19 protein-coding genes are annotated in these 18,638 nt (G+C 68.5%); 11 read left to right on the forward strand and 8 right to left on the reverse strand.

The window, feature by feature from the left end; genetic code table 11:
- Positions 1-165 precede the first annotated feature (165 nt).
- The 7 genes from rpsF to OG589_RS36610 all read left to right on the forward strand — a co-directional run bounded on the left by rpsF (position 166) and on the right by OG589_RS36610 (position 4,676).
- Positions 166-456 carry a 30S ribosomal protein S6 gene (rpsF, locus tag OG589_RS36580; protein WP_358551478.1) on the forward strand — a complete coding sequence of 97 codons (291 nt, stop codon included), beginning with the start codon at positions 166-168 and terminating at the stop codon, positions 454-456.
- Between the two features lie 102 nt (positions 457-558).
- Entirely contained in the window at positions 559-1,107 is a 549-nt protein-coding gene (locus OG589_RS36585; protein WP_358551476.1) for a single-stranded DNA-binding protein, read from the forward strand.
- A gap of 72 nt (positions 1,108-1,179) precedes the next feature.
- Positions 1,180-1,416: a 30S ribosomal protein S18 gene (gene rpsR / locus OG589_RS36590; protein WP_061256131.1), complete on the forward strand. Its 237-nt coding sequence runs from the start codon at positions 1,180-1,182 to the stop codon at positions 1,414-1,416.
- 14 nt (positions 1,417-1,430) lie between these two features.
- Entirely contained in the window at positions 1,431-1,877 is a 447-nt protein-coding gene (gene rplI / locus OG589_RS36595) for a 50S ribosomal protein L9 (RefSeq protein ID WP_405142896.1), read from the forward strand.
- A gap of 257 nt (positions 1,878-2,134) precedes the next feature.
- A complete protein-coding gene (locus OG589_RS36600) occupies positions 2,135-3,010 on the forward strand; it encodes an ABC transporter substrate-binding protein (protein ID WP_405142898.1) in 876 nt (291 codons plus the stop codon).
- Positions 3,007-3,915, forward strand: a complete 909-nt coding sequence (locus OG589_RS36605; RefSeq protein WP_405142900.1) for an amino acid ABC transporter permease — start codon at positions 3,007-3,009, stop codon at positions 3,913-3,915. Before OG589_RS36600 ends, OG589_RS36605 begins: the two co-directional genes overlap by 4 nt.
- On the forward strand, positions 3,912-4,676 hold the full coding sequence (locus OG589_RS36610) for an amino acid ABC transporter ATP-binding protein (RefSeq protein WP_405142902.1): 765 nt from the start codon (positions 3,912-3,914) through the stop codon (positions 4,674-4,676). The genes OG589_RS36605 and OG589_RS36610 overlap by 4 nt, the downstream gene beginning before the upstream one ends.
- 47 nt (positions 4,677-4,723) lie before the next feature.
- Here OG589_RS36610 and OG589_RS36615 read toward each other — a convergent pair whose 3' ends face one another.
- A complete protein-coding gene (locus OG589_RS36615; RefSeq protein WP_405142904.1) occupies positions 4,724-6,034 on the reverse strand; it encodes an MATE family efflux transporter in 1,311 nt (436 codons plus the stop codon).
- Positions 6,035-6,337: 303 nt separating this feature from the next.
- Between OG589_RS36615 and OG589_RS36620 the strand changes: the two genes are divergently transcribed.
- Complete coding sequence (locus OG589_RS36620) at positions 6,338-8,974, forward strand: replicative DNA helicase (RefSeq protein WP_405142905.1); 2,637 nt, start codon at positions 6,338-6,340, stop codon at positions 8,972-8,974.
- Between the two features lie 264 nt (positions 8,975-9,238).
- Here the strand turns inward: OG589_RS36620 and OG589_RS36625 are convergent, their stop codons facing one another.
- From OG589_RS36625 to OG589_RS36655, 7 genes are all read right to left on the reverse strand, one after another.
- Entirely contained in the window at positions 9,239-9,775 is a 537-nt protein-coding gene (locus OG589_RS36625) for a GtrA family protein (RefSeq protein WP_405142907.1), read from the reverse strand.
- A gap of 525 nt (positions 9,776-10,300) precedes the next feature.
- Complete coding sequence (locus OG589_RS36630; protein ID WP_405142909.1) at positions 10,301-11,038, reverse strand: phosphodiesterase; 738 nt, start codon at positions 11,036-11,038, stop codon at positions 10,301-10,303.
- 54 nt (positions 11,039-11,092) lie between these two features.
- A complete protein-coding gene (locus OG589_RS36635; RefSeq protein WP_405142910.1) occupies positions 11,093-11,905 on the reverse strand; it encodes a helix-turn-helix domain-containing protein in 813 nt (270 codons plus the stop codon).
- A gap of 75 nt (positions 11,906-11,980) precedes the next feature.
- On the reverse strand, positions 11,981-12,733 hold the full coding sequence (locus OG589_RS36640; RefSeq protein WP_405142911.1) for an SDR family NAD(P)-dependent oxidoreductase: 753 nt from the start codon (positions 12,731-12,733) through the stop codon (positions 11,981-11,983).
- An 82-nt stretch (positions 12,734-12,815) separates the two neighbouring features.
- The gene (locus tag OG589_RS36645) at positions 12,816-13,397 is read right to left on the reverse strand and encodes a TetR/AcrR family transcriptional regulator (RefSeq protein WP_405142913.1); all 582 of its coding nucleotides are present in this window, start codon (positions 13,395-13,397) and stop codon (positions 12,816-12,818) included.
- Positions 13,398-13,476: 79 nt separating this feature from the next.
- Positions 13,477-14,253, reverse strand: coding sequence for an ABC transporter permease (locus OG589_RS36650; protein ID WP_405142914.1), 777 nt, complete (start codon positions 14,251-14,253; stop codon positions 13,477-13,479).
- 9 nt (positions 14,254-14,262) lie between these two features.
- Entirely contained in the window at positions 14,263-15,174 is a 912-nt protein-coding gene (locus tag OG589_RS36655) for an ABC transporter ATP-binding protein (protein WP_405142916.1), read from the reverse strand.
- A gap of 133 nt (positions 15,175-15,307) precedes the next feature.
- On the opposite strand from OG589_RS36655, the gene OG589_RS36660 reads away from it, so the two are divergent.
- From OG589_RS36660 to dnaN, 3 genes are all read left to right on the forward strand, one after another.
- Entirely contained in the window at positions 15,308-16,798 is a 1,491-nt protein-coding gene (locus OG589_RS36660) for a sensor histidine kinase (protein WP_405142918.1), read from the forward strand.
- Positions 16,795-17,448 carry a LuxR C-terminal-related transcriptional regulator gene (locus OG589_RS36665; protein ID WP_405142919.1) on the forward strand — a complete coding sequence of 218 codons (654 nt, stop codon included), beginning with the start codon at positions 16,795-16,797 and terminating at the stop codon, positions 17,446-17,448. Before OG589_RS36660 ends, OG589_RS36665 begins: the two co-directional genes overlap by 4 nt.
- A gap of 87 nt (positions 17,449-17,535) precedes the next feature.
- Entirely contained in the window at positions 17,536-18,630 is a 1,095-nt protein-coding gene (dnaN, locus tag OG589_RS36670; RefSeq protein WP_405142920.1) for a DNA polymerase III subunit beta, read from the forward strand.
- The last annotated feature ends 8 nt before the right edge of the window (positions 18,631-18,638 follow it).

Below are 18,638 nucleotides of genomic sequence, written 5' to 3' on the forward strand. Positions count from 1 at the left end.
AGGCAGTCGGCCGGTCCTGGTAGACTTCTGGGGCCGCGTTTGTTATGTGCGTGTTATCAACCGCGCTAGTCGCTCCGCCACCGAAGGCGGCACGAGAACGCCGGCGTCCTCCTGTCACGGCATGGTGTCGTGACCGCAAGAGTCCAGAGGAGGTTGGAAGTCCGCATGCGTCGTTACGAACTGATGGTCATCCTTGACCCGTCCCTCGATGAGCGCACGGTGACTCCCTCGCTCGACCAGTTCCTCACGGTCGTCCGCAATGACGGCGGCACCGTGGAGAAGGTCGACGTGTGGGGTCGTCGCCGGCTGGCTTACGACATCATCAAGAAGTCCGAGGGCATCTACGCCGTCGTCGACCTCACGGCCGAGCCTGCCACGGTCAAGGAGCTGGACCGCCAGCTCAACCTGAACGAGGGCATCCTGCGTACCAAGGTGCTGCGTCCCGACATGCACTGAGCGGCTTCGGGTCATGCCGAAGCCCGGCTTTTTGTCGGGCGGTAGCCGTACTCTGAGGCCCAACAGGCTGCGCAGATTCACGCAGGAAGGCGAAAGCGACCGATGGCAGCAGGCGACACAACGATCACCATCGTCGGCAACCTTGTCGACGACCCCGAGCTGCGTTTCACCCCTTCGGGGCAGGCCGTGGCCCGGTTCCGCATCGCATCCACTCCGCGGTTCATGGACAAACAGACCAACGAGTGGAAGGACGGCGAGAGCCTCTTCCTGACCTGCAACGTGTGGCGACAGGCGGCGGAGAACGTCGCCGAGAGCCTCCAGCGCGGCATGCGGGTCATCGTTCAGGGGCGGCTGCGCCAGCGGTCGTATGAGACCAAGGAAGGCGAGAAGCGCACCGTCTACGAGGTCGAGGCCGACGAGGTCGGCCCGTCCCTCCGCAATGCCACGTGCAAGGTCAACAAGACCGCGCGGCAGGGCGGCGGTGGCGGCGGGTTCGGCGGCGGAGCCGACGACCCGTGGGCCTCGGCCACTCCGGCACCTCCGGGTGGCGGCGGCTACGGCGGCGGTGGCGGTGGCGGTGGCTACAACCAGGGTGGCGGCTTCGGCGGCTCCCACGGTGGTGGCGACCTCAGCGACGAGCCTCCCTTCTGATCAGTAGTTCAATCCCAGTAACCGATCGACCATTCCCGCATCAAGCGGGGCTCTCTTAGGAGGAGCACCACGATGGCGAAGCCGGCACTGCGCAAGCCGAAGAAAAAGGTTTGCCTGTTCTGCCATGACAAGATCTCCTACGTCGACTACAAGGACACGGCGCTGCTTCGGAAGTTCATCTCCGACCGCGGCAAGATCCGTGCCCGCCGGGTGACGGGCAACTGCACCCAGCACCAGCGTGACGTGGCGACCGCGATCAAGAATGCCCGTGAGATGGCCTTGCTGCCGTACACGAGCACCGCGCGCTGACAGGAGGCGGAGACATGAAGCTCATTCTCACCAACGAGGTCTCGGGCCTCGGCGCCCCCGGTGACATCGTCGAGGTCAAGGACGGCTACGGCCGCAACTACCTGATCCCGCGCGGGTTCGCCATGCGCTGGACCCGTGGCGGCGAGAAGCAGATCGAGTCCATCAAGAAGGCGCGCGACGCCCGCGAGATCCGTGACCTCGGCACCGCCAAGGAGGTCGCCGGCAGGCTCGGCTCCCTCCGGGTGACGCTGAAGACCCGGGCGGGCGACTCCGGCCGCCTGTTCGGCTCGGTGACGACCGGTGACATCGCCGACGCGGTCAAGGCCGCCGGCGGTCCGCTGCTCGACCGTCGCCGCATCGAGATCACGAACGCGATCAAGAGCGTCGGCTCCCACCGCGTCTCGGTCCGGCTGCACCCCGAGGTCGCGGCCAACCTCGACGTCGAGGTCGTCGGCAACTGAGCGACCAGCTCGCGACGTAAAAGGAAGGGTCCCTCCCGATCCGGGAGGGGCCCTTCGCCGTGTGCGGGCCGCCCTGGACGTACCGCCGAGGTCGCCGCGGGCCCGCTCAGAGCCGCCGCCAGGTGACGGTACGGCCCTCATGGCGGGCAATGTCGCCGCCGGAGTTCCACCTGAGTTGGGGCTGTAAGTGGTAATGCGTCGTACCGGATATCCTGAGCGACGAATTCCCTTGGGTACACCCCCTTCTGGAGGCCTGAATGCTCCGTCCCTCGATGCTGCTGGCGCTCGGCGCCCTCGCGACGGCGGCGGTGGCGTGCGCTCCGGCCTCCGACACCTCCTCCCCGTCGGGTACGACCACCGCCGCCCCCTCCGCGTCGGAGTCCTGCGCCAAGGACCAGCTCAAGCTGCTCAAGCCGGGCACCTTGACCATCGGCACCGACAAGCCCGCCTACGAGCCGTGGTTCAAGGACGACAAGCCGGCGAACGGCCAGGGCTTCGAGAGCGCCGTGGCCTACGCCGTGGCGAACAAGCTCGGCTTCGCGACCAGTGACGTCTCCTGGACGGTCGCCCCGTTCAACTCCGCCTTCGCGCCCGGCCAGAAGCAGTTCGACTTCGACGTCAACCAGGTGTCCATCACCCCGGCACGGGCCAAGGCGGTCGACTTCAGCGACGGTTACTACACCGTCAAGCAGGCCGCCGTCTCGCTGGGCGACTCGAAGTTCGCCTCGGCCGCCTCGCTCGCCGACCTCAAGGACGCCAAGATCGGCGTCCAGGTCGGCACGACGTCCCTCCAGGCCGTGAAGGACGTCATCAAGCCCACCGCCGAGCCGAACGTCTACAACGAGCAGATCGACGCGGTGACCGCGCTGAAGAACAAGCAGGTCGACGCCCTGGTGGTCGACCTGCCGACCGCGTTCTACGTCACCGCCGCGCAGGTCGAGGGCTCGAAGATCGTCGGCCAGTTCGGCAGCGGCTCCGGTACGCCCGAGCAGTTCGGCCTGGTCCTCCAGAAGGGCAGCCCGCTGGTGAGCTGCGTGAACAAGGCGATCGGGGAGCTCACCTCCTCCGGCGAGCTGGCGAAGATCGAGTCCCAGTGGCTCGGCTCCGCGGCCGGTGCGCCGGAGCTGCAGTGAGCGATCCGTCCGGCGTCGGCTCCGTCGATCGCGGCGGGACACCGACGGACCTGTCCGGCGGTCCCGCCGAGGGGTGGGCCAAGAGCGACCGTCAGCGTGAGCGTGAGCGGCTCCGCCGCCGCATTGACATGCGGTCGAGCTCGGTCGCCACCGCCTCCACGGTCGTGTTCATCGTGCTGGTGTTCTGGCTGGTCACCGCCTCGCCGGGCTGGCCCAGGGTCAAGGAGACCTTCTTCGACCTCGGGCAGTTCACCGGCGCGTTCCCCGACGTGCTCTGGGGCTTCCTGCTCAACATCAAGATCTTCCTGATCGCCGAGCCGCTGATCCTGATCGTGGGCCTGGTGGTCGCGCTCGTGCGCAACCTGCACGCGCCGGTGTTCTTCCCGCTGAGAGCCCTCGCCGTCCTGTACACCGACGTCTTCCGCGGCGTGCCGACGATCCTGGTCATCTACCTGGTGGGATTCGGGCTACCCGCGCTGCAGTTGCAGGGCATGCCGACCGACTTCGCCACCTTGGGGATCATCGCGCTGACGCTCTCGTACGGCGCCTACGTCGCCGAGGTGTTCAGGTCGGGCATCGAATCCGTGCATCCCAGCCAGCGTTCCGCCGCGCGATCCCTCGGGCTCACCCACGGCCAGACGATGCGGTTCGTCGTGCTGCCCCAGGCCGTACGCCGGGTCGTGCCGCCGCTGCTCAACGACTTCGTCTCGCTGCAGAAGGACACCGCCCTGGTGGCGACGATCGGGCCGCTGGAGGCGCTGCGCCAGGCGCAGATCCACGCCGCCGAGAGCTTCAACTACACCCCCTACCTCGCGGCGGCGCTGCTGTTCATCCTGCTGACGATCCCGATGGCCCGTTTCACCGACTACCTGTCGGCCCGTTCACAGAGGCGGCGAGGCGTGTGAGCGAGCGCACCCCCGGGCAGGGACTGCTGGAGATCGAGGGCGTCTGGAAGCACTACCACCGGCACAGCGTGCTGCGCGGCATCGACCTGTCGGTGGACTCCCACGAGGTCGTCTGCCTGATCGGCGCCTCGGGCTCGGGCAAGTCCACCCTGCTGCGCTGCGTCAACCTGCTCGAAACCGTGGACGACGGTGCGATCCTGCTCGACGGCACCGAGATCACCGACGTGCGGGCGAACCCTGACGACGTGCGCAAGCGCATCGGCATGGTCTTCCAGTCCTACAACCTCTTCCCCTACATGACCGTTCTGGAGAACATCACGCTCGCGCCGAGGAAGGTGCACGGCATCGGCAGGGCGCAGGCCGAGGAGCAGGCCCGCGAGCTGCTCTCGCGGTTCGGCCTGGACGGCAGGGCCGAGGCCTACCCCGACCGGCTGTCCGGCGGCCAGCAGCAGCGGGTGGCCATCATCAGGGCACTGGCCACCCGTCCCCGCCTGCTCCTGCTCGACGAGGTGACCTCGGCCCTCGACCCGGCGCTGGTCGCCGAGGTGCTGGAGATCATCCGCGAGCTCAAGGAGTCGGGGATGACGATGATCCTCGCGACGCACGAGATGGGCTTCGCCCGCGACATCGCCGACAAGGTGTGCTTCCTGGACGAAGGCGTCCTGCTGGAGCAGGGCACGGCCGAGCAGATCTTCACAGATCCCCGGGAGCCCCGCACCCGGGAGTTCCTCCGCCGGGTGCTCGACGCCCGTCGCATATGACCACAGCGCACACGACGGTGGTGTACGGGAGGCGTGCGCGGGGCCGGTCAGCCGCCGGTGACCAGCCACGCGCGGCCGTACGCGCGCAGCCCGAGGGTGACCGCCCGGGCGGCCATCCACGCGACGAACGCCAGCCACAGCGCCACGAGCCCGCCGCCGAGGTGCACCACGCCGAAGACCGCCGGGAGATAGACGATCGTGGTGAGCGCGGAGGCCCAGGCGAGGTAGCGCCGGTCGCCCGCTCCGATCAGCACACCGTCGAGGACGAACACCACGCCGGCCAGCGGCTGGAGCAGCGCGACTATCCACAGCACCGCCGCGAGCTCGGCGCTCACGTCGGGGTCGGCGCCGAACAGGTGGGGAATGGCGGGACGCAGGAGGAGGATCGCGAGCCCGAGGAACACCCCGTACCCGATGCCCCAGGTCACCATGGTGCGCGTGGCCGCACGCGTCCGCCGGACGTCCCCTGCGCCGAGGGCGCGCCCGGTGATCGCCTGCCCGGCGATCGCGATGGCGTCGAGGGCGAAGGCCAGCAGGGACCAGATCTGCGTTGCGATCGAGTGGGCGGCGAGCTGGGCGATTCCCATGCGGGTGGCGACGGCCGTCGCGACGATCAGCACCACGCGCAGGCAGACCGTGCGGATCAGCAGTGCGATGCCCGCCGTGCCCGAGTCCCTGATCCCCGCCGGGTCCGGCTTCAGCGAGACCCGGTGCTCGCGGGCCGCCCTGGCCGCGACGACCAGGTAGACCGCCGCGCCGAGACCCTGGGCGAGGACGGTGCCCCAGGCGGACCCCGCGATGCCCCAGTGGAGCACGAGCACGAACACGGCGTTCAGCACCGCGTTGAGCGTGAACGAGCCGATCGCGACGGCCAGCGGGGTCACCGTGTCCTGCAGGCCGCGCAGGATGCCCGTGCCGGCCAGGATGACCAGCATGGGCGGGGTGCCCAGCAGGCTGATCCGCAGGTACGTCACCGCCTGGCCGGCCACGCCGGGGGAGGCGCCGAACAGCTCGACGATCCACGGGGCGAGCGGCCAGCATGTCACGATCAGTGCCAGGCCGATGGCCGCGGCGAGCCAGAGCCCGTCGATGCCCTGCTTGACGGCCCGTGCGAGGTTCCCCGCGCCCACCTGCCTCGCCACCGCCGCGGTGGTGCCGTACGCCAGGAAGACGCAGACGTTCACCAGGGTGGTCAGGGCGGTGCCCGCGATGCCGAGCGCGCCGAGCGAGGTCGTGCCGAGACGGCCGACGATGGCGTAGTCCACGAGGATGAAGAGTGGCTCGGCCACCAGGGCGCCGAAGGCGGGAATGGCGAGCCTGAGGATCTCCCGGCTTCCGACGTGGGGGGTAAGAGTCACTTATCCATCTTGCCCCTTACGTGGCCGTGGTTGAGACCGGGGCGGGCGAGTATCCACGTGTCGCGCCGACTTTCTTTTCTCCACAGCTCGTGGACATCGTTTCCCCTGCTCAGTAGGAGGTCTGAGGTTATGCACATCGGTTATCCACAGGGTTGTCCCCAGCGTGCCCACATCTCGTGACGAGAACTGCACACGTTATCCACAGGCTTGTCGACAGGACGCGTTGCCGGTTCGTTCAGAACCGGCGAAACTGTCACCCCGGCTACTGCGGGGGTGGCACGGGAGTAAGAAGGAGGCGGCCGGATGAGCAGTGAAGTGGTCCCCGCCTTCGACGCACCCTTCGAGCGCACACCCCCCAGCAACATCGAGGCCGAGCAGTCGGTGCTGGGCGGCATGCTGCTGTCCAAGGACGCCATCGCCGACGTGGTCGAGGTGCTCCGCTCCGACGACTTCTACCGGCCCGCGCACCAGATCATCTACGACGCCATCCTCGATCTGTACGGGCGGGGCGAGCCGGCGGACGCGGTGACGATCTTCGGCGAGCTGTCCAAGCGCGGTGAGATCGCGCGCGTAGGCGGCGGCGCGTACGTCCACACCCTGACCGCCGTGGTCCCCACGGCGGCGAACGCCGGCTACTACGCCAAGATCGTTCGGGAGCAGGCGATCCTGCGGCGGCTCATCGAGGCCGGCACCCGCATCGTCTCCTACGGGTACGGCGGGCAGAACGAAGAGGTCGACGAGCTGGTCGACCGGGCCCAGGCCGAGATCTACGCGGTCACCGAGCGCCGCACCAGCGAGGACTACCGCCCGCTGTCCGAGATCATGCCGGGCGCGCTCGACGAGATCGAGGCCATCGGCAGCCGGAGCGGCCAGATGGTCGGCGTCCCGACCGGCTTCCAGGACCTGGACGCCCTCATGAACGGCCTCCACCCCGGCCAGATGATCGTCGTAGCCGCCCGCCCCGCCATTGGCAAGTCGACGCTGGGACTGGATTTCGCCAGATCTGCTGCTATCAAGCACCATATGGCGACCGTCGTGTTCTCTCTGGAAATGTCCCGCAATGAGATCACGATGCGCCTGCTGTCGGCCGAGGCGCGGGTGGCCCTGCACACGATGCGATCCGGCACGATGAGCGACGACGACTGGACCCGCCTCGCGCGCCGCATGAGCGAGGTCGCCGAGGCCCCGCTGTTCATCGACGACTCGCCCAACATGTCGATGATGGAGATCCGCGCCAAGTGCCGCCGCCTCAAGCAGCGTCACGACCTGCGCTTCGTCATCGTCGACTACCTCCAGCTGATGAGCTCCCCGAAGAAGACCGAGAGCCGTCAGCAGGAGGTGTCCGAGATATCCCGTGCCCTCAAGCTCCTCGCCAAGGAGCTGGAGGTGCCCGTCATCGCGATCTCCCAGCTCAACCGCGGCCCCGAGCAACGCACCGACAAGCGCCCCCAGGTGTCCGACCTGCGCGAGTCCGGTTGCCTGACCGCCGGAACGCGCATCATGCGGGCTGACACCGGGGCCGAGATCTCTCTCGGCGAGTTGCTGGAGTCCGGCGCACGTGACATTCCCGTGTGGTCGCTAGATGAGAGACTCAAGCTGGTTCCTCGCACCATGACCCACGCATTCCGTAGCGGGGTGAAAGAAGCATTCCGGGTCCGGTTGAGGTCAGGCCGCGAGGTCGAGGCGACGGCGAACCACCCCTTCCTCACGTACGACGGGTGGCGCCCGCTGGGTGATTTGCATCCTGGTACAAGAGTCGCCGTGCCTCGCCACGTCCCGCCCCCTCTAGATGCCCGGGAGTGGGAGCCGGACGAGTTGATCCTTCTTGCCCATCTGATAGGTGATGGTTCCTTCTTGCGGCGGCAGCCTGTCCGTTACGCCAGCACTGACGAAGAGAACCTCGAAGCCGTTTCCGCGGCGGCACGCCGCAGGTTCGGCATAAACGGAGTGCGTGACAATCACGAGGCCGCACGATGCACATCGCTGCGGCTTCCGGCTCCGTACCGCTTGACGCATGGCAAACGCAATCCGATAGCCGCCTGGCTCGACGACCTTGGGCTCTTCGGACTGCGCAGCCATGAGAAGTTCGTTCCGGCGGAGCTATTGTCTCTCCCCAAGAAACAGATCGCTCTCTTCCTACGGCATCTATGGGCCACGGATGGTTGCGTATGGTGGGATGAGTCGGCTGGTCAGGCACGCGTTTACTACGCTTCTACGAGCCGACGTCTCATCGACGACGTGGCGGCCCTTCTGCTGCGCTTCAACGTCATGACGCGAATAGAGACACACCGTAAGGGTGCCCATCGGCCGGGCTATCAGCTCCACATCTGCGGGGCGGAGAATCAAGTGCGTTTCTTCGATGAAATCGGAGTGCACGGTGCGCGTGGGGCGGCGGCGACGACATGTGCTGAGCGTCTGAGAGGTATCAAGGGCAACACGAACCTGGACACGGTGCCGAGGGACGTGTGGGACCGTGTGAGGCAGGCTCTGATGGAGCGCGCGATGACCCACCGGGAATTCGCTGCCGCCCTCGGAACCCAGTTCTGTGGAACGACGCTTTGGAAGCATGCTCCCAGCCGTACGAGGTTGAGTAAGATAGCGACGATTCTCGACGATTCCGACCTCGAAATGCTCGCCACGAATGACATTTTCTGGGATGAGATCGCCTCTGTGGAGAGCATCGGAGAACAACCGGTCTACGATGCCACCGTTTTGGGCACCCACAACTTCATTGCCAATGGGATAAGCCTGCATAATTCCATTGAGCAGGATGCCGACGTTGTGATCCTCCTCCACAGGGAGGACGCCTACGAGCGCGAGTCACCCCGGGCGGGCGAGGCCGACCTCATCGTGGCCAAGCACCGTAACGGCCCGACCGCCACGGTGACGGTCGCCTTCCAGGGCCACTACAGCCGCTTCGTGGACATGGCTCCGCACTGAGCCGCCCCCTGTAGGATCCGCGATTCCGTGAGCAAGTGCGGCTGATCATGAGCACTGTCCGAGCAAATCCGCGTGATCATGAGCTTTGATAACGTTCCGTGATGTCGGACTTACGGGACTTTTGTGATCCGTGGAGTGGGACGTGCCGTAGATCCGTACGCTCCGGATATGTTGTTCGGCGGTCATCCGCAGGGCCAAGCCCGTGGGGCGCAGCAGCGGCATGAACCAGTCCAATCGCTGAAACGGCTTCCGGATTCGCTGCCATCAAGCCGCCTCGTCCGTGGGATCGGGAGTGGGAGCCAGCCGCACGCGGCCGGACTGGGCCTTCTCGTCGGGGAAGACCCACTTCCGGAGCGCCCAGAAGCGGAAGACCATGGCGATCAGCGTGCCGATGATCTGCGCGCTCACGAAGTCGGCGATCTCCTGGGTCACCAGGCTCACGTCCGGGGTTTCCAGGCGGAATGCGTACCGGGAGATCCATAGCGGCGCGGAGCTGAGCACCAGACCGACGCCACTGACCAGGAAGAACAGCGCCGCCTCGTGACGGCGCTCGCGGCCGCCCCTGGTCCGGAACGACCATTCGCGATTCAACACGTAGGACACGATCGTCGCCACGAGCACCGCGATGACCTTCGCGGTCACCGGCTTCGGCTCCAAAATGGTCAGCTTCAGCCCATAGAACACCGTGTTGTCCATTAAGAACGCTGTTCCACCCACCACCGCGAACTTCAGCAGTTCACGGTGCTTCAGCGCAAGTGCGTGCAGCGGTTCCGGGAATCTTGCGAGTACTGCGTTTGCCATTCGGAGCACCCCCGATCTTCTCACCAGCCGAACACCCTGGTAACAAGACTGACGGACACGGTTTGTCCGGCTGGAACCGTACCTGACGGCAAATCCGCGTGATCATGACCTTTGATGACGCTCTGCGATGTCGGACATGTCCCGCCGCTACTTCTTGTCCCGAGAGTGGTTCACCCGCGAGCATGTCGTCAATGGCCGAACCGTTCGTGATCTTGCCCACGAAGCTGGCGTTAGTCCCACGACGCTGGCTCGAAACGCACGCAGATGGGGCGTCCCGATCACGTGGCGCTTGGGTTCATACAGAAGGACAACCACGCCATGAACATGGTCGGGGTCCTCCTGACTAGCCATGGTCGGATGGCGAGGCTGCCGGAGGACCGTGACGCTACGTGTCCAGCGACTGCACTCAGATCTGAGCCGCTGCTCATCCAGAGCCGGACACTCAGCGCGCATCAAGCGCGGATTCCGGTGTTTCCGCAGCAACATGTGCTCACGCAAGTGCGGTTCCTACAGGGGCACTGACGGTCAGAGCACCACGCGGGCGTGGGAGGTCAGGCGGCCGTCGGCCAGTACGTGCAGGGCGAATCCCGGGGGCAGGTCGAAGTCGATCGGGGGCCATGCCGTGGACTCCTGCGGGAGCAGGGCCGTCGAGGCCACGCCCGGCGCGACGTACACCGGGAGGCCGGCGAAGGTCGTCGCGGCGGCGGTGTGCACGTGCCCGACCAGGAGGCCCACGACCTGGGGATGTGCGTGGAGCACCTCCTCCAGGCGCTCGGGCTCCTTGAGCGCGATCTCGTCGACGTAGGGGATGCCGACCGGCACCGGCTGGTGGTGCATGCCGACGAGGACCGGCGCGCCGGAGGACTCCAGCACCTCGGCGAGCCATCGCAGGGTCTCGTCGTCGAGGTAACCGTCGTCGCGGCCCGGGATGCTGGAGTCGCACAGGGCGATCGTGGCGTCGCCCAGCCGCAGCACCTGGTTGACGGGCGCACCCGAGCCGGCCTCGCCGAGCAGCACCTTGCGGAACTCCGGCCTGCTGTCGTGGTTCCCGGGACAGATGATCGTCGGGTACGGGAACCGCAGCAGATCGCGGGCGGTCTCGTACTCCTCCGCGGTCCCGTGGTCGGCGATGTCACCGGTCACCAGCACGGCGTCGATCGGCCCGGGAAGGCCGGAGATATGGCGTACGACCCGCTCGACGCGCTCGGTGCTCCGCGCGGAGCCGTCGAGATGGACATCGCTGACATGGACCAGTGTGATCATGACATCAAGGCTTTCACAACGGCCGCTATCGCCGTTGTTCCGATCGGAAGACGCTCATGCCAGGGGCTGCGGCGCAGTCGACCTGAGGATCTCCGCGGTCAGGTGGTCGGCGGGGAAGAAGGACTCGATGGCCAGCTCGGCGATGGTGATGTCCAGCGGAGTGCCGAAGGCCGCGATCGTGCTGAAGAACGCGAGCTCGTGACCTTCGTGGCGGAGGCGTAGCGGTACCACGATCTCACCGGGGCCCGGCATCTCCACCTCCGGCTCCGGTTGGTCGCAGGGGTAGGAGCGGAGCTCCTCGTGGAGGGCCTCAAGCTGTGGATCGGCGGTGAGCGCTATCTGGCGCCGCAGCCGTCCGAGCAGGTGACCCCGCCACTCGCCGAGGTTGACGATGTGGGGCGCCATGCCCTCGGGGTGCAGGCTGGCCCGCAGCACGTTGGCGGGGGCCGCCAGCAGGTCGGGCGACACGAGCCGGGTGAACAGCGAAAGGCTCGCGTTGGCGTCGACGAGGTTCCAGCGCCCGTCCACCACGACCGCGGGATAGGGCTCGTGACCGGTGAGTATCTGCCTCAGAGCCTTGCGCACGGCCGTCATCTGGGGCGCGTCCAGTGTGGTCTCCGAGAACACGGGAGCGAACCCGGCGGCGAGGAGCAGGCGGTTGCGCTCGCGCAGCGACAGGTCGAGCTCCTCCGACAGGTGGAGGACCATCTCGCGGCTCGGGTTCGACCGCCCGGTCTCAAGGAAGCTCAGGTGGCGGGTCGAGATGTCGGCCTGGATGGCCAGGTCGAGCTGGCTGAGCCTGCGATGCTCGCGCCACTGGCGCAGGAGCTCGCCTATGGGCCGCTGGGAGAGCGCCGTGGTCGTCATGGTGCGAGGCTATTCGCTCGGGTCACCAGCCGCGATTACGTCCCAGGTAAGCGGAGGCTTTCAGGCCGCGACGCGTCACGCGGTCGAGCCTCCGTCGACGACCAGGTCGTGGCCCACCGCGAAGCCCGCGTCGTCCGACGCCAGCCAGAGGACGCTGGCGGTGATCTCCTCCAGCGTGCCGACCCGTCCGATGGGGAGCTGCGCCTTCATGCGGTCGTCGCGGTCGGACAGGGTCTCGCCGGGGCGCATGGACATCGGGGTGTCGTGCGGGCCAGGGCTCACCGCGTTGATCCGGATGCCCTCGCGGATGTACTCCAGTGCGGCGGTGCGGGTCAGCGCGGCCACCGCCGCCTTGGACGCGGCGTACGCGCCGAGCCCGGGGATCCTCTTGTGGGCGCCGATCTGCGAGGCGACGTTGACGATCACCCCGCCGCCGCCCTCGCGCATGGCGGCGATCTCGTGCTTCATCGACAGGAAGACGCCGGTCACGTTGACGTCGAGCGTGTGCGACCAGTCGGCCTCGTCGATGTCGGCCACCTGCCCCATAGTGAACACCCCGGCGTTGTTGACCGCGATGTCGAGCCGGCCGTGCCGCCGCACGATCTCGGAGACGAGACCGGCGACCTCGGCCGGGCGGGTCACGTCCGCAGTCAGCGCGGTAGCACGGCCCTGCGCGGCCTCGATGAGCTTGACGGTCTGGTCGAGCGGCTCCCGGCGGCGGGCGGCGACCACGACCGTGGCACCCTCCTGGGCGAAGCCGAGCGCCACCGCCCGGCCTATGCCGCTCCCGCCTCCAGTCACCAGCACTACCTTGTCCTGAAATTTCATTGCTTCTCCTTAAAGATATCTAGACCGTTCATTCCAAATAGGGGGCATGCGTCGGCACGTACAGGAAGGCCGGGCAAGTGGGTCAGTCGAGTACCGAGAGGGCCTGGGCGGCGGCGTCGCGGAGGCGTGCCGGGTCGGGGGAGCCCTTGCTCATCAGCCGCAGACCCTGCAGGAACACCAGCAGGAACCGTGCCAGCGCCCTCGGGTCCCTGCCGGCGGGCAGCTCGCCCTCGGCGCGCGCCCGCATCAGCGTCGAGGTGAGCGCGCCCTCCAGCCCCGCCCAGTTGGCGTCGAGGACGCGCGCGACCTCGCCGTCCCCGGGAAGCATCTCGGCGGCCGCGTTGACCATCATGCACCCCCGTCGCCGCACGTCCTCGATCGAGTCGGCCGCGTAGAACTCCACCAGCGCCCGTACGGCGGGCAGCGCGGGGCCCGGCTGGGAGAGGATCTCGATGGGCGAGGGCCTGCGCGTCTCGATGTAGCGGGCCAGCGCTTTCATGTAGAGGTCGTGCTTGCCGCCGAAGGTGGCGTACAGGCTGGCCCGGCCGACCCGCAGGCGCTCCACGAGATCGGCCATGGAGGTCGCCTCGTACCCCCGCTCCCAGAACAGCTCCAGCGCCGCCTGGAGCGCCGCCTCCGGATCGAACTCCTTGGTCCTCGCCATGCCTGCACCGTATCAGGAACGATCGGTCAAATTAAATGGGGGTACGGCCGCCCCGCGCGGGCCGTACCCCCGGTGAGGGTCACTCCCAGCGGAACGCCCGCGCCGCGAACAGGCCGGACGCCAGCGTCCACACGGCGAGGACGCCGAGGTGAAGCACCTGGGGAGACGCGCCGGCCCAGGTGTCGCGCAGGGCCTGGCCGAACGCGCCCGTCGGGGTGAAGTCGCTGAGCCTCCGCAGGAGCTCGGGCATCAGCTCGCGGGGTAGCCACATCCCTGCGAGGAAAAGCAGGGGGAACATCACGATCGCCCCGATCCCGCCGGCGGCCCGGCTGTTCGGGACCACGGCCGCGATGGACAGGCCGAGGGTGAACATGGCGCAGAGCCCGAGCAGGAAGACCAGGACGAACCACGGGAGCCGCGCGGGCACGTGCGTGCCGAGGACCAGGTGCCCGAAAAGGATCATCAGCAGGGTCGCCAGAACCGTCGTCACCAGGTTGAGCAGCAGCTGTGCCGCCAGCAGCGAGCCGGGGGAGGCCGGCGTGATGGAAAGGCGGCGCAGGACCCCGCGCTCCCTGTACACCGCGAGCACCGTCGGGATCACGCTGAAGGCCGAGGTCACCACCGACAGCAGGATCATCATGGCGGGCAGCTGGGTGTCCACCACCCGCTCACCGCCGAGCGCGGGGTCGGGGTCGCGGAAGCCGGGGATCGCGCTGCCGAGCACGAGCAGCAGCGTGAGGGGCAGCAGCAGCGCGAAGAAGGCGGTGAGAGGTTCTCGCAGGTAGAGCTTCGTCTCCGTGAGGGCGAGCTTGCGCAGGCTGCGGGTGTTCATGAGCGGCGGGGCGGTGGTCGGCATGAGGGTCTCCTAGGACGCGTCGGTGGCCGGGCGGCCGGTGAGGGCGAGGAAGGCGTCGTCCAGCGTGGCGCGCTCCGTCCGGAGCCCGGTGGGGACGATCTGGCCGGCCGCGAGGGCCGTGGTCACGGCGAGGAGGAGGTTCTCCGATCCGGTGACCGTGACGTTCTCGCCGTCCCTGGTGACACCGGACACCTCGGGGACCGACCTGAGGATGCTGTCGGCGCCGGGCGGGCCGCGGAAGCTCACCCGCTGCCCGCCGTCCACCCGCGCGATCAGCCCCGCGGGGGAGTCGACGGCCGCCACCCGGCCCCCGTCGATCACGGCGACCCGGTCGCAGAGCCGTTCGGCCTCCTCCATGAAGTGGGTGACCAGGACGATCGTGACGCCACGGGACCTGACCTGCTCGATGAGGTCCCAGGTCTCCCGCCTCGCCTGCGGGTCGAGGCCCGTCGTGAGCTCGTCCAGGATCGCCACGCGCGGGGCGCCGACCAGGGCCAGGGCGATCGAGAGCCGTTGCCGCTGCCCGCCGGAGAGCTTGGCGAACGCCGTGTCCCGCTTCTGGCCGAGGCCGACCTCCTGCATCAGCCCCCTCCAGTCCGCGGGCCTGGCGTAGAAGGAGGCGTAGAGGTCGAGCGCCTCCCACACCCTGAGCTTGTCCGGCAGCGAGCAGTCCTGGAGCTGCACGCCGACCCGTTGCCGCAGCTCGTCGCGGTCGCGGCGCGGATCGAGACCCGTGACCCTGATCGTGCCGCCGTCGGGCGTGCGGAGCCCCGAGACGCACTCGACCGTCGTGGTCTTCCCCGCGCCGTTCCGGCCGACCACGCCGAAGATCTCGCCTTCCTCCACGGCGAACGACACGTCGTCGACCGCCACCTGCTTGCCGTACAGCTTGCGCAGCTTGGTGATCTCGATGATTTCCATGCCATCGACGCTAGGAATCGCGGCCTGCCGCCGGAATGCGCCTGCGGCCCGAACGGGGGTGTACTTAGGTACACCTGAATAGGGTGTCCACGGCTACTTCGAACTACTGGCCCGGTGAACCAGACTGGGGCGCATGGTTCTCAGGACGGTGGTCGGCTTCGGTCGCGGTCTCGTGCTGTTCACGCTGGCCGTCACGAACATGGTCATGCTCGCGATCAGCGCGGTGGTGTTCGTGCTGTGCTTCGGGCTCGGGATGGTCTTCCTGTTCCCGGTCACGGTGCGCATGGTCCGCGGCCGCGCGGGCCAGGCACGCGCGGTCGCCCGCGCGTGGTCGGGAGTGGAGATCGCCGCCCCCTACCGCGCCGCGCCGCCCCCGCCCCAGCCCCAGCGGGACGGCTGGTACCGCGAGGGCCGGCAGCTCTACCGCACGTCCCTGGTCCCGTCCTTCAACAGGACCTGGAACTGGATGATCAAGGACCCCGCCACCTGGCGCGACTTCGCCTGGCTGCTCGCCGAGCCGCTGATCGGCGGCCTGCTGGCCATCTCGCCGCTGCTCATGGTGGGGTACGGCCTCGTCCTCGCGCGGGTGGGGCAGCCGGTGGAGGTGCTCGCCGGGGTCGTCCTCGTCGTCGCGGGGGTGCTCGTGGCCCCGAGGATCGCCCGTGTCCACGGCCTGTGGACACGCCTGCTGCTGGCCCCCACCCACAAGGCCCGCCTGGCCAACGAGGTGCGGCACCTCACGCAGGTGCACACCGAGGTGGTCGACTCGCAGGCCGCCGAGCTCCGGCGCATCGAGCGCGACCTGCACGACGGCGCCCAGGCGCGCCTGGTGGCCATCGGCATGACCCTCGGCGCGGCCGAGGAGCTCATGGACTCTGACCCGAAGGCGGCCAAGGCGCTCATCGCCAAGGTGAGGGAGGCCTCGGCGGCCTCGCTGATCGAGCTGCGCCAGCTCGTACGCGGCATCCACCCGCCGGTTCTCGCCGAGCGCGGCCTGGGCGACGCCGTACGGGCTCTCGCCCTCGACAGCCCGCTCAAGGTCACGGTCGGCGTCGAGCTGCCCTTACGCCCCGAGGCGCCGGTCGAGTCGGCCGCCTACTTCGTCATCAGCGAGCTGCTCGCGAACGCCAGCAGGCACGGCGACGCCAGGAACGTCGCGATCGACATCAGCCACCGCCGCTCGGCCCTGCGCGTCACCGTCACCGACGACGGCCACGGGGGAGCCGATCCCTCGCGGGGCAGCGGCCTGCGCGGCATCGAGCGGCGGCTGTCCGCGTTCGACGGCGTCCTCGCGCTGAACAGCCCTCCGGGGGGACCGACCGTGGCCACCGTGGAGCTTCCGCGCGCGTTCCCCGCGGAGGCCTGCGGGTCCACACTGCCCGCGTGGAAGCAGAAGCTGATGAGCGTCTGCTGGGGGCTGTTCTGGCTGCCGCTGTTCCCCCAGGGCCTGGTGGCGATGTTCATGAAGATCTTCGGGGCGGACGAGCGGAGCTGGTTCCTCGCGCTCTACATGCCCGAGCCGCTCCAGTGGCCGGTCATCATCGGCATGATCGCTCTTGGCGCCGGTATGGTCTGGTTCGCGGCCAAAGCCGCCCAGCAGGCGAAGGAACGAGACGACGCGTGAGAGTAGTCCTGGCAGAGGATCTCTATCTGCTGCGTGACGGCCTGGTGCACCTGCTCCAGGCGCACGGGTTCGAGATCGTCGCGGCGGTCGAGTCGGGGCCCGAGCTGCTCAGAGCCCTGCTGGACGAGCGTCCCGAGGTGGCGGTGGTCGACGTACGGCTGCCGCCCACGTTCACCGACGAGGGGCTCCAGGCGGCGCTCGCGGCCCGCAGGGCGATCCCCGGGCTGCCGGTGCTGGTCCTGTCCCAGCACGTGGAGCAGCTGTACGCCAGGGAGCTGCTCGCCGACGGCACGGGGGGCGTGGGCTACCTGCTCAAGGACCGCGTCTTCAACTCCGGGCAGTTCATCGACGCGGTGCGCCGGGTCGCGTCCGGTGGCACCGCCATGGACCCCGACGTCATCGCCAAGCTGCTGGCCAGCAACGCCCGCCACGAGCCGCTGGGCAGGCTCACCCCGCGCGAGCGGGAGGTGCTGGAGCTGATGGCCGAGGGCCGCTCGAACGCCGCCATCGCCCAGCGGCTGTTCCTGAGCGAGAGCGCGGTGGGCAAGCACACCGCGAACATCTTCGCCAAGCTCGACCTCGCCGTCTCCGACGACGACAACCGCCGCGTGCTGGCGGTGCTCACCTACCTCAACGGCACCCGGAGCTGACCAGGGAGGCGTTCACCTGGCCGCCAAATGTCCGTCCCAGGCGCTACCTTTCTTGGGAACGAGACGTTTCGAAGGGGATGGATCAGGGTGAAGTTCCAGGTGAACCGCGATATCCTCGCCGACGCGGTGGCGTGGACCGCCCGCACGCTGCCGGGCCGTCCCGCCTTGCCGGTGCTGTCCGGCATCCTGCTGGAGGCGCTCGACGACGGCCTCTCGCTCTCGGCGTTCGACTACGACGTGTCCGCGCGCGCCTCGATCGAGGCCGACGTCGCCGAGCCGGGCAAGGTGCTGATCCCGGGCCGGGTGCTCGCCGAGATCACCAAGAGCCTGCCCGCCGAGCCTGTCCAGATCGTCACCTCAGGGTCCGAGGCGGTGCTGACCTGCGGCGGAGCCGAGTTCGGCCTGCTCACGATGCCGGTGGAGGACTTCCCGACCCTTCCCGCCATGCCCGCGAAGGCAGGCGCGGTGGGCGGGGGCGTCTTCGCCTCGGCGGTCGGCCAGGTGGCCGTCGCCGCGAGCCGCGACGACACGCTTCCCATGCTCACGGGCATCCGCGTCGACATCGACGGCGTCAACGTCGCCATGGCCGCCACCGACCGCTACCGCATCGCGGCGCGTGACTTCCTGTGGCACCCCGAGAGGCAGGGGCACACGGCCGCCGTGATGGTCCCCGCGAGGGTGATGGTCGAGGTGGGGCGCTCGCTGCGCGCGGGCGAGGTGTCGATCGGGTTCGGCGACGGCATCGCCGGTTTCGAGTGCGCCGGCCGCGTCACGACGGTGCGCCTGCTGGACGACCAGTTCATCGACTACCGCGCGCGCCTGACCGACGACTGGTCGATCAGGGCGGGGGTCAAGGTCGGCCCGTTCATCGAGGCCATCAAGCGCGTGGCGCTGGTCGCCGAGCGCAACACCGCGATCCGGCTGTCGTTCACACAGGGCCAGGTGCTGGTCCAGGCGGGCGGCGGTGACATCGGCCGTGGCGCGGAAGCCGTCGAGGCCGAGCTGGAGGGCGACGACATCCAGATCGCCTTCCAGCCGCACTACCTGCTCGAAGGCCTCGCCGGCGTCGAGAGCGAGACGGCCCGCATCAACATGGCGTCGCCGACCCGTCCCGTGCTGATCACCGACGACGAGGACGACCCTGCGTTCCGCTATCTGGTGATGTCCCTGCGCCTGGCCTGAGGCGCGCG

Origin of the sequence: Sphaerisporangium sp. NBC_01403 (genome assembly GCF_045040145.1) — a bacterium.
Lineage (GTDB): Bacteria > Actinomycetota > Actinomycetes > Streptosporangiales > Streptosporangiaceae > Sphaerisporangium > Sphaerisporangium viridialbum.